This is a genomic window from Erysipelothrix sp. strain 2 (EsS2-6-Brazil) (genome assembly GCF_016617625.1).
In the GTDB taxonomy this organism is placed as follows: domain Bacteria; phylum Bacillota_I; class Bacilli_A; order Erysipelotrichales; family Erysipelotrichaceae; genus Erysipelothrix; species Erysipelothrix piscisicarius.
The window spans coordinates 268,477-280,746 of the sequence record NZ_SBAR01000001.1; the positions used below are offsets into that span (position 1 = coordinate 268,477).

The 12,270-nt window shown below is 37.7% G+C and carries 11 protein-coding genes; all 11 read right to left on the reverse strand.

The features are described 5' to 3' along the window. Positions 1-14: 14 nt before the first annotated feature. Positions 15-1,547: a single-stranded-DNA-specific exonuclease RecJ gene (locus EPJ89_RS01265; protein ID WP_200548829.1), complete on the reverse strand. Its 1,533-nt coding sequence runs from the start codon at positions 1,545-1,547 to the stop codon at positions 15-17. Continuing rightward, positions 1,540-3,252 (reverse strand): hypothetical protein, encoded by a 1,713-nt coding sequence (locus tag EPJ89_RS01270; RefSeq protein WP_161636638.1) that lies wholly within the window; start codon positions 3,250-3,252, stop codon positions 1,540-1,542. The genes EPJ89_RS01265 and EPJ89_RS01270 overlap by 8 nt, the downstream gene beginning before the upstream one ends. Further along, on the reverse strand, positions 3,249-3,536 hold the full coding sequence (locus tag EPJ89_RS01275) for a post-transcriptional regulator (protein ID WP_161636639.1): 288 nt from the start codon (positions 3,534-3,536) through the stop codon (positions 3,249-3,251). The genes EPJ89_RS01270 and EPJ89_RS01275 overlap by 4 nt, the downstream gene beginning before the upstream one ends. Positions 3,537-3,596: 60 nt before the next feature. Beyond that, on the reverse strand, positions 3,597-4,871 hold the full coding sequence (gene murD, locus EPJ89_RS01280; RefSeq protein ID WP_200548830.1) for a UDP-N-acetylmuramoyl-L-alanine--D-glutamate ligase: 1,275 nt from the start codon (positions 4,869-4,871) through the stop codon (positions 3,597-3,599). Between the two features lies 1 nt (position 4,872). Further along, complete coding sequence (gene mraY, locus EPJ89_RS01285; RefSeq protein ID WP_125164699.1) at positions 4,873-5,835, reverse strand: phospho-N-acetylmuramoyl-pentapeptide-transferase; 963 nt, start codon at positions 5,833-5,835, stop codon at positions 4,873-4,875. 39 nt (positions 5,836-5,874) lie between these two features. Further along, positions 5,875-8,055 (reverse strand): penicillin-binding protein, encoded by a 2,181-nt coding sequence (locus EPJ89_RS01290; protein ID WP_161636641.1) that lies wholly within the window; start codon positions 8,053-8,055, stop codon positions 5,875-5,877. A gap of 2 nt (positions 8,056-8,057) precedes the next feature. Further along, positions 8,058-8,360 (reverse strand): cell division protein FtsL, encoded by a 303-nt coding sequence (locus EPJ89_RS01295; RefSeq protein WP_125164701.1) that lies wholly within the window; start codon positions 8,358-8,360, stop codon positions 8,058-8,060. A 2-nt stretch (positions 8,361-8,362) separates the two neighbouring features. Continuing rightward, positions 8,363-9,274, reverse strand: coding sequence for a 16S rRNA (cytosine(1402)-N(4))-methyltransferase RsmH (gene rsmH, locus EPJ89_RS01300; RefSeq protein WP_161636642.1), 912 nt, complete (start codon positions 9,272-9,274; stop codon positions 8,363-8,365). After that, positions 9,274-9,702 carry a division/cell wall cluster transcriptional repressor MraZ gene (gene mraZ, locus EPJ89_RS01305; RefSeq protein WP_181950055.1) on the reverse strand — a complete coding sequence of 143 codons (429 nt, stop codon included), beginning with the start codon at positions 9,700-9,702 and terminating at the stop codon, positions 9,274-9,276. The genes rsmH and mraZ overlap by 1 nt, the downstream gene beginning before the upstream one ends. A gap of 140 nt (positions 9,703-9,842) precedes the next feature. Next, the gene (murJ, locus tag EPJ89_RS01310) at positions 9,843-11,363 is read right to left on the reverse strand and encodes a murein biosynthesis integral membrane protein MurJ (protein WP_161636643.1); all 1,521 of its coding nucleotides are present in this window, start codon (positions 11,361-11,363) and stop codon (positions 9,843-9,845) included. Position 11,364: 1 nt separating this feature from the next. After that, a complete protein-coding gene (gene murB, locus EPJ89_RS01315) occupies positions 11,365-12,246 on the reverse strand; it encodes a UDP-N-acetylmuramate dehydrogenase (protein WP_161636644.1) in 882 nt (293 codons plus the stop codon). Between the last annotated feature and the right edge of the window lie 24 nt (positions 12,247-12,270).

Consider the following 12,270-nt stretch of genomic DNA (forward strand, 5'->3'; position numbering starts at 1 on the left):
TATCATATCATAAGTTATTCAAAATCTTCTACGAACAATACATTTTTTGAACGACTGTCTAAATCTAATGTTCCAATTAAACTGCGTGCAGCTTGCAATTGATATTTTTGATATTGTTGGGTAAAAAATACCGCTTCATCAAATGGAAACCCATTAAATGCATATTTAAATCCATATCCATTAAGATTGTATAATTGAAAATCACGTGGGATATCAATGCGCATTAACGGCAATTTAAAACCCTCACCAAAGGGTTCTAGGTGGCGTAACTCATCCAAAGCTGTTTGAGTGATCCAAGCCGGATCAATGGAAAGCACGGTCTCATGACGTCCTTCAAACGCTCCAAAATCGGATACAACCTGATTAACATCTGCTCTAAAAGCATCAAAGGTTGCTTTGTTTAAAGTCATTCCGTATGCGAAATCATGGCCACCCATGGCCACAAAGTAATCTGAATGAACTTCAGTAAAAATATCTTGAAGTGAGAACGTCATGCTTCGAGCACTTCCTTTTAATACATTATCATATTCCGTAAGAACAACAGTTGGTTTCATGGTTTCTTGTGCAACTTGGTTCGCAACAATACCGAGCAACCCTTCATGGAATCGCTTATCAACAATAATTTGAATGGGATCATCATTAACCTGAGCCATGGCTACTTCTTTCAATGCTTTTCCTTGTTCTTTACGGTAATCATTAAGTTTGAATAATTGTTTGGCATATGACGTAATTACCGATTCATCCGGTGTTGTAAAGTATTGGACTAAGGTATTCACATTCGCAAGATCACCCAAGCGTCCAACCGTATTGATTTTTGGAATTGCTTGAAATGACAACAGTTTTGCGGAGTAATGCGTAAAGCGATTTCGTTTAACTAACGCATCAAATTGCAAGAATTGATTTTGATTCAATGCCTGAATTCCGTTACGAACAAGCTCACGATTTTTACCCCAAAGCGGCATTACATCCGCAACCGTAGCAGTGCATGCCAAGGCAAGCATGTATGAATCACTTAAACCCATGCGTTCCGCAACACAATATATGAGTCCACTGGCACACATTGATGCTTCATACGGACTGCATACGTCGGGATGTAAAAACGCATCAGCGGTGACGGGTTCATCAATGATATGATGATCAACCACCGCAACACGCATTCCTAACGCTTGCGCATACGCAATCTCTTCATGAGCCTTAACCCCGTTATCGATAATTAAGACATCCTTATAGCCCCGTTTGTGAGCCATGGTTATGGTCTCCTTTGAGACCCCGTATCCTTCTTTAAGTCGATTTGGAATATAATAACCGACTTCAAGATTACATTTTTTTGCTAAGAGCACCGCAATACTTGTTGAAGAAACACCATCACAGTCATAATCGCCACAAACAATGAGTTTAGTAGCACGTTGATAGAAATCAATGATGGAATCGATGGCCTTATTGGAAACAATACGGTCTGTTGGATTGAATAATTCCTGTAATTGAGAGTCCGTTAAGTTCATCGTTTTAAGCGTTTCTTGTACAAGGGGTGATAAAGCGTTAGTCATATCGTTCACGTTTGTGTACCCACCTTTTAATTAACCAAGCAATACAATAGAGGATGATTAAAGCTAAATAAATCGCAAAAACCATCATCATTAAAATCGCAATCATTTCAACCGTTATTGGAACCGGAATAATTATTAGAATCGGTGTTGAAATAATCGCAAATAAAATGAGATTAAGCATCAATGAGTCCATAAACTCCGATTCAAACAAATCTAAATTAAAAAATCGATTTAAGGAATATTGAGAACTGTAATAACATCCAATGATTAATGGAATCGTCCAGACAATGTAAACCGTCTCTCGACTCCATTTAATATGATAAACCATCGTTAAGAAGACAAAGAGCATTGAGGACAACACACTTAAAATTGGAATCAAGATACTCCGTTTAAATCCAAAAATACAACTTACCATAATCCATGATGCAAGAATAAACACACCTAAGGTTAGATAGAAATCAACATCTTCCAGAGGAAATAGATTCTCATGGGTATCGTAATAAGTTCCCTTAACATTAAATTTCGTCTTAACCCCACGCGCAGCAGCACCCAATTGTTTGGAGGTGACATTTTCATCAAAATGAATCCATGTGTCGCCCTGTTCGGTTACCTCATAGCTTAATTGATTATCAAAAATTCCCACTTCATAAAGCGTCGCTTGAAGTTCAAGGTATGCCGTTGATCGCGCATCATTCATAATTAATACATTTTGATTTGCAAAATCCCAACCCTTGTGTAAATCAATCCCTTTTGGGATCGCAAACAGGGTACTTAATAGCAAGACTGCAAGCATAACTGACACAGTGTTTTTAAATAACGCATGGGTAGGTTGGGTTATTTTTAAAACATTAATATTTTGAAAATGGATAAAACTCGATGATTTTGGAATTTTTAATAGGAATCGTTCAAATACAAAATTAAATAATAGGAATTGTATTAAAACAATATAGCCTAAGAAAATCATGTACCAGCCGGTACGAACAAGCCCATATCGATTCAAAACGACCGCAACAAAACCAAAAATCAAATAAAATGCGGAATGAAGCAACGATACACGAATGTGTCGCTTACGGATATCTTGACGCGACTCCACAACCTCATGCAAGGTTAAGCCTTCAGAGTCCACTAAATACATCTGTTTTTGGTAAACAAGCATCATAAAAGAAATCAAGACTGAATACCAGAGCGATTTTGTAAACGGATAACCAAATAACGAAACTAAAAGCAGGGATAACATCACACCAATTACGATTTCCATCCCTGCAATCCATCCAAAAAACCGAAACCTAAAACAAAAATAACCGACCGTTAAGGCCATAAATAAAACCAGATACAAACTAATAAAGCTCTGAGTACTCATCAATTTTGTAACCGATCCAAATGTTCCTGTATTCCAAACCACTAAATCTGATACATGAGCATCAATACTATTAACAAGGTCGGTTATATTTTCGACACCTGAAAAGGATAACGCATAGTGATTTGAATCAATCACACGTTTACGCCATTCACGATTATTGCGTGTTTGGTTTGAAAGAAAGTTGTTTAAGCCCGTACGATCTTTTGTTTCAACGATTAGACGAACATCGTGACCAAAGCCCAAACCCGTATTTAATCTCCCAACCGTCGTAAGCGTCAAAAAACCTACCAAAACAGTAACAATGATTACAATAAACGAAACTCTTAACTCAGCTTTTGTTTTCATTGAATCTCCTCATCCTCAAATAAATTCTGATAGTCTTCAAGAGATGATTTTAACCCATTGATTTTAGATTCCGTCGCAAGCCACCTTACAACATCTTCATCCGTCGTTTTAAAAATATCATCGGCTAATTCACTTAACCGAGATGGCTCTTTATGACGCCATACATAGGTTGTAAACATGCGGTACAAATCATCATATGAAACGCCTTCTAATCCATTATTATGTATTTGACGAAGTCTTAATGTTAGTAACAATTTAAATTGTTGTGTATTATCATCTTTCATACATTCACCTCGCCTCATCACGTATATGATACACGAAAAACACAAAAGAAAAAACTCTAACTAGAGAGTTTTAACGTATTCTTTAAATATGTTACCACGAATTTCAAAATTTTCAAATTGGTCATAACTTGCACATGCAGGAGACAATACAATGATATCGCCAGGAATTGCATGCGATTTCGCCTCTATAAACGCTGTTTTCATCGAATCGACTTTGATGGCAAACGGAAATACTTCACAAATTTGATCAGCACTCTCACCAAATACATACAAGGTCTTAATGCGTGATTCATAAGGTTTAAGGAGATCAAATGAAATATGCTTATCAAAACCACCCGCTAATAAGATAATGGGTTTTTCAAAGGCTTGAAGACATACCTCTGTAGACTCTGGATTGGTTGCTTTTGAATCATTATAATAACGAACCCCATCCACTTCATCCACAAATTCAATACGGTGTTCCACACCACTAAATGTTTGAATCACATTTTGAATGGCTTGAAGATCAACACCCGCTAGAAAAGCAAGGCTCGCCGCAAAAGCCGCATTCATTAAATTATGCGCCCCCACTAATTTTAAAGACGCAACCTCGACCAATGCTTGGTCCAGGAAATATACCCAACCTTGACGGACACATATATCGGCATCATGAGTAATTGATAAATTATAAACCGTTCCTTGATAATCGCGTGTTAAGCGCATAATGTTTTCATCATCACAGTTACGAATAAATGTTTTAACGTTGGGTAGGATATTTAGCTTTGCCTTGTAATAGTCATCAACCTGGTCGTAACGATCCATATGATCGGGACTTAAATTCATAAGCGCATAAACTTCCGGTGAAAAGGTCGGTGTTCCTTCCATTTGGAAAGCCGATATTTCTAAGGCGACATCACGAACAACATCTCCATCGCGATAAACCGCTTCGCTCAATGCATATCCCACATTCCCTGCAAGCAATGCGTTCGAATCTTTCTTTAATAACATTTCATGAAGACATGTAGTTGTGGTTGTTTTACCATTGGTCCCCGATATCGCATAAAACATTGCGTTTTTCGCATACCGTGATGCAATTTCGATTTCATTATAGGTACGTGAAAATTGGGATACAAGTGGATGATCATTTGGAATCCCAGGATTTTTAATTACATAATCGTAAGGTGCAACAAGACGCAGATCTTTATCATCTAAAGAAACTTTGATCCCCAAAGCTTCAAGTTCATGACGCTCCGGAAAGTCTTGATTTGTCGTCAAAATCACTTCAAAACCTTCTTTATTGAGAAGACGAGCACATCCAATCCCTGAACGTGCTCCTCCAATAATTAACGCATTCATACTATGCAATCGCGTTTAAGGCTAAACCAATGATGGCAAACGCTACACCAAGTGCATAGAAGAAATTGACGACATTTTCCTCTTTCCATCCATTGAGTGTAAAACTGTAATGAATCGGCGTATATTTAAATACTTTTTTATGTCTTAATTTCCAAGACGTCCGTTGAATAATAACACAGAGTGTTTCAAAGACAAAAACGCCTCCAACAATCGCTAAAAGAATTTCTTTATTGAGCAATACCGATACCCCAGCAAATAAAGCCCCTAAAGCAAGCGATCCGACATCACCCATGATAATCTTGGCAGGCTTGCGATTATAAACCAAAAATCCAAGAAGACCACCGATAACTGCTAAAAGAACCATAAATACATCCATGCGGTTCAAGGTGTATGCAACAAAAGCAAATGCTGCAAACGCAATAACACTTGTACCGCCCGCTAATCCATCCATCCCATCAGTTAGGTTTACGGCATTTGAAGCACCCGCAAAAATAAACATTAACAGTGGTAAATAGAACCAACCCAGATCAATGGGTTCTTTCATAAATGGAAGTGCGAGTTTATTATCACCACCCATTTTTATATAGATAACATAAAATAAAACAGCCAATAACAACTGTGAAAACATTTTAACTTTTGGTGAAAGACCGTCGTTTTTGCCTTCTTTCACAATTTTATAATCATCAATGAGACCAATCAGTGCATACATTGCGTACACACCGATAAGTAAAAGAACCGAGCCATTGAAATTAAATCCGTTAAAAACAAGAGCAACTAAAACCGAAACAACAACAAAAATAAAGCCTCCAAAAGTTGGTGTTTTTTGTTTGTTTTTAAATTCTTCTAATGCATATTCACTGACTTTTTGTTCCATATTGCTTGTTTGAAGATATTTAATAAATCTTGGATAAGCAACAACACTGAGCGCAAATGCTGTTAACATCGCGATAATTCCTACAATCATAATCTTTCTCCCTTACATCTTACTTATTATAACAAATTCTTAATTCAGTTTAAGTGAAACCGTATCTTCTTTTGTGAAAATTGTTCCTGGCGGAATAGACTGTTCAGTAACATATCCCGAACCCGACAGTTCCGCATTTAATCCCGAAATACTCATAAAACTGAGTACTTCTTTACGTGTCCACCCTTTAAAATCTGGTAAGGTCATATTATGATCGCCAGCATAGAGATAAACCCGCTCATTATTGATAACCTGACGATTTACTTCGGGTTTCTGGTTAATAACCGTTTCACCATCACCAATTACAACAGGTTTGTAACCTAAAGACTCAAGTGACTCTTTCGCTTTAGGAACCGGTGAATTAATATAATTTTGAAGTTCCTGAACTGTTATTTCAGAAATAGATTCCTTACCACCTTCGTTGGTCATACCGTAAGTCGCAGCGATTTTATGAAGGACATCACGAATGTAAACCGCTGAATAATCAACATCATGACCATAATTCGCTTTATAGGCTGTATAAACAAGCACTTCCGGATCTTCATACGGTAATGCTACCGCACTTGAAAAGTTATAGATTGTTGGGGAATAACCCGGTACCCCTTCAACAACCGTTTGCGCAGTACCTGTCTTCGCAATCACATTAGTCTCGGGAATATTAAAACGATACCCTGAACCCGTAATATCTACAACATATCGCATTAAATCTTGAACTTTTTTTGCGGTTTCTTCAGAAAAGACTTTACCAAGATTTTGGGTTTGTCCTTTATAAATAACTTCACCAGTCTGTGAATTTTTAATTTCATCGATGTAATAAGGTTTAACCATTACACCTTTATTTAAAACAGACGTGTAAGCTTGAGCAAGCTGTAAGATCGAAGCACTTGACCCTTGACCAAAACCGTTACTAATTTTCTCTAGCGGTTCTTGCCATAAATCATAGCCTTGTTCTTCTGGTATTTTATCCGTATTTACGTTTTTATAAAAACCAAGTTTATATAAATAATCGTGGAACACTTCTGGATCTAGTTTATTCGTAAGTAATTCCGCGATCATAACGTTCGAACTTAATGCATACCCATAGTCATATCGCATTTGACCATAAGTATGACCCCCTGCATTGGTAATGGTATGAACACTGCCATCCTCAGAGGGTAATCGGTATGCTTTATTATTTTCAACCCCAACATGGAATGGATTGGAATCAAATGTTTCTTCATTATTCCAGACACCTTCTTCAATGGCTGCAGCGACGGTGAATGTTTTCATCGTTGAACCCGGTTCAAAAGTACTTTGAGATACACGGTTCGTAAAACCATTACTGAAATCAGGCGCATTCGGGTCAAAACTTGGTGCATCTCCCCACGCTAAAATCTTTCCAGTTTTAACTTCCATAACAAGTCCCCAAGCTTCTGATGCCTTAACACCCGGATCTTGGGTGATGCCAAGCAGTGCACGTTCTAATGAATCTTGAATCCCACGATCAAGGGTTAACTTTACATCATTACCATTAATTGGATCTTTCCGCTGTCCATCATCGAAACGAAGTCTAAAATTATCACGATCATGGGTGTATTGTTCAAATCCATTGGTTCCTTCCAATACATCATTATAGGCACTTTCGAGTCCCATCTGCCCAACTTGCCCCTCTTCCAATTCATCATATTGTGAGTAACCAATCAACTTCGATGCAAAAACTTTTAAAGGATAATTCCGGGTAATAATTTTTTCAAACATCAATCCCGGAATTCCCGAGTTTTCAAGCTCTGTTTTTTGATCTAAGCTTAAATACTTACCGGCATATCCAAACTCTACTTGAAGCGCATCTTGACTAATAATTTCCATAACTTTATCATATGGCGTTCCAATAACCTCGCTAATAACCTGTGCTGCCTTTTCTTTGTCATCAATATGTGCAGGCGTTTTATCCGAATGCATCCGTGATTCGTCAAGACTTGCTTGTAACGTATAGGCAACAAGATCTTGTGCGATTACCGTATCATTTCGATCAACAATTTTACCACGATTCGCAGGAATTTTACGTTCTACTGTATGGATTCCATTGATGTCATCACGAAAATCCGTACCCGAGTTTAAATGATAACCCAGTACGGATACAACAAAAACATTGGCACCCACTACAACAAAGAGGAGCGCCATTGTGATTGATACAATTAAAACTTTATAGTTTGCACTTTTTCGTAACTTCTTCTTTTCCAAATCTAATCACCATGCTTTACGGTTACAACATTATGTGTGTTATCTAATCCAGCTTCCGTTGCGATTGACACCACGCGGTTTGAATCACTTAAATCTTGAATCTCAGCTGTTAGCTTTTCATTATTGACATTAATATCTGCTTGTTGTTGTTTAACAACTTGAATTTCTCGTGCAAGACGTGCATTTTCAGAACGAACAAAAATTTGCGTAACAAATGAAAATAATAATGCTATCGTGAATACAAAACCAACAAGTCCACTCCAACGAATTGTTTTCTTTTTTCTTTTAATTACGTGTTTTGCCATAATTATTTCACCCTTTCGATCCCTCTTAAGATTGCACTATGTGCGCGATTATTAAACTCTAATTCTTCTGCAGAGGCCTTGAGTGCCTTTGAAACCAATTTATAATTAAGTACTTGTTCTTCAATGATTGGTAGTTTTGGATCAACCTTTTTGGGTTTACCGTAGTTACTGAAGATTCGTTTAACAATTCTATCTTCGATAGAATGGAATGTGATAACAACAACACGGCCACCTGGCTTAATAACATGAACCGCTTGTTCAACTGCATCCTTAACTTCTTCAAACTCATTATTAACTTCGATACGCAAAGCTTGAAATGTTTTCTTAGCCGGATGTCCCTTTTTAAGTTCTTTTCCTGGATATGCACGTTTGATCAACTCAACGAGTTCAAATGTTGTTTCCACAGGTCTATTTTCAATTATCTGTTTAACAATACGACGTGCATATCGCTCATCCGAATTGTCTTTCAGTATCTGTACCAATTTTTCTTCATCATATTCATTCACAACTTCATAAGCACTGAGCGCTTGGGTTTGATCCATACGCATATCCAACCTGCTATCAAAACGATAACTGAATCCACGATCTGCATCATCAAACTGAGGTGATGAGACGCCTAAGTCAAATAGAACCCCATCCACTTCGTGAATACCCAACTCATTGAGTTTATCCGTAAGTTGCGTATAACTCCCGTGAACCATCGTGACTTTATCACCGAAACCTTCGAGGCGTTTGGAAGTACGTTCAATCGCATCCAAATCTTTATCGAACCCAATAAGTCTTCCTGTTGTCAATTGCTTACAAATTTCATAGCTATGACCTCCGGCACCTAATGTTGCGTCAACATATATTCCTTCTGGATTTATATTTAATAATTCAATTGTTTCATCAAGCATGACTGATATATGTTTCATTAGAAAAACTCCGTTAGCGATTCTGCTATTTCTTCAAAATTCTCGCTCGCTGCATCACAGTATTCAGTCCATCGTGTTTGATCCCAAATCTCAACATGATCGCTTACCCCAACTACAACACAATTTTTTGTTAACTTTGCTTCTTGTGTTAAATGTGCAGGGATACGAATCCGACCTTGCGAATCCAGATCACATTCGGCGGCCTTGGACATAATCATATGTGTATACATACGAACTTCTCGTTTCGTTGATGGCAACTTTTTTAAGTTCTCATAGACTTGTTGCCATTGTTCAAGTGTGTAAAGTGCGAGGCATCCATCGAGCCAACGCGTAACAATCATTGCTTCGCCGAGCTCCTCACGGAATTTAGCGGGAACAATGATTCTTCCTTTGGTATCGATATTGTGCTGATATTCTCCAATAAACATTGAATTGTCCCCACTTTCCTCCACTTCTTACCACTTTGTACCACTATTGTATCATATCACCTGATATATGGGAAGAAATCAACCCACAGAAAAAGGAGTGGCATAAGCCACTCCCAAAGCGTTTTTTTATCATTTCACGATTATTTCAGAAAACTTAAGATTAAATTTCGTACAAATTGAACTTTTAAGGCTAAGATTGCGATTATATACGCCAATACTGCTACAAGGATGATGACAATCGTCGACAATTTACCCGGAATCAAGTATTGAACAGGATTTTTGAGGAGTACAACCACAACACCCATAATGAATGCTGCCAATGTAATCTTGATGAAATCCAATGCAATAAAACGCAAGCGCGAACGCGGTATATGTTTCTTCATACTCTTATATAACGGAACACATGAAATCAATGCCGCCAAGGAGTACGCAAAGGACAATCCAGCCAAAGGCATTCCAAATTTACCGAAAATAAAACTAAACAACACCATTCCGACAACAAACAGTACCGATACAAGAACGGTATTGCGAACCGGCCCCTTCATATCGTGATACGCATAATGGATTCGGAACATTAACTCCCGCATCGCATATGCAAAAAGAACAATCGTATCACAAATAAAGATTGGAACAATCACAGAGATATCCGCAGGTGTTACTGCACCACGCAAGAATACAAACTCCACAATACCACGTGCTAAGGTTATAAATCCAACCATCGCTGGCAATACAAACAATGCAATCATCAGCACCGCATCGTTGATCGAATCATTCACCTTACGCATATCCTTCTCAACCACACTCTTTGCAATAGTTGGGTAGGTTACTTGGAGAATTGCGATAATAAAGATCCCTTGCACAAAACCAATAAGCTTCGTGGCATAAGTCATATAACTATAACCACCCTCACCTTGTAAAACGGTCGCATAATTTTTCATTACAATATCATTAAATTGACCTAGAAATGAAGATAGTACCAATGGCAACGCTAAAGCAACCATTGAACGTAAATCGTCATCTTTTAAATCAATAACAGCATGATATACAAAACCACTACGCCACATAAAGAATAAAATGATTACTGCTTGCACAATCAGCGCAATAAGTTGCGCATAACCAAGAATGTAAGGATTCCCTGCTTTACTACTAATGGCAATCCCTGCAATGACAATAAGATTCATTGGAATTGTTACCATTGCGGGAACGATAAAATTTCCTTTTACATTAAGATATCCTGTTCCCAGTTGCATCACCGCTACTGAGAAAACACCGAGGGATAACGTTCGGACGAAAACAACCGCATACGCCAATGTTTCTCCTTTAAATCCACCCGCTACTATTTTTAGAACAACTTCCGGAACTAAAAACATAAAAAGCGATAACACTAAAGAAAACACAATCATAATGTTAAGAACATTACTTGCAAATCGATCACCACGTTTTTTGTCTTCATGAGAAATCTTTGTCAGCATTGGAATTACCCCGGTAATCAAAGCCGAACCAATCACTGACAACACAACCGTAGGGATTGCTACCGAAGCATTAAATGCATCGGTGATGGCCCCCATACCAAACATTGAAGATAAGGTAATATCACGGATAAAGCCTAAGACTTTAGACAGGACACCGATAAACATTACAATAATCGTCGTTTTTTTCATGTTAGATTACACGCCATTCTAGTTCTAACTCAACATCGTATTCATCTTTAACACGTTTCTTACATTCTTGAATCACAGCTTGAACATCTTCAACGGATGCTTGACCCACATTCACAATAAATCCAGGATGTTTCTCAGATACCATCGCATCACCCACACGGAATCCACGAAGATCAACACCATCAAAAAGTTTCCAAACAAAGAGTGATTCACCGTTTTTATCTTTTGGTCGCTTAAACACACTTCCTGCATTCGCATAATTACGTGGTTGTTTCACATAACGCTCATGGCGATAGTAAAGCATTTTTTCCAACGCTTGATTATAATCGCCTTCAATTGTTTTTAATCCACTTCGTAAAACATAAACCGGCAGGTCATTCAAACGTGAATAACGGTAACCGAAAAATGCTTCATCGGGAACAAGACGTTCAACTTCTTGTGTTTCATAATTAAACACTTCAATCCAATTTACAAATTGCCCAATCGCATATTGCCATTGACCCGCATTCATAATTAATGCACCACCAACAGTTCCAGGAATATCTTCACAGAATTCCATATCACCTAAAGATTGCTCACACGCAAACCAAGCAAGACGATTTAAACGAACCCCTGATTCTGCAACAATCTCATTATCAACAATTTCCAAATCATTTAATAAAATTGTGATAATAAATACGGTATTATCATCATAATGCTCTTGAGAAAAAATCATGTTTGATCCATTTCCAACAAGAACAATGCGTTTCCCTGTATGATCGCGTAATGCTTCCACTAATCCATCAACAGTATGAGGAATTATCACCGTATCCGCTGTTACATCTAACCTCATTGTATTATAGCGTTTTAACGACGCATTTTTCATCACAAAATAATCTGCCATAAGAACTCCTTTTATATAGTGTTA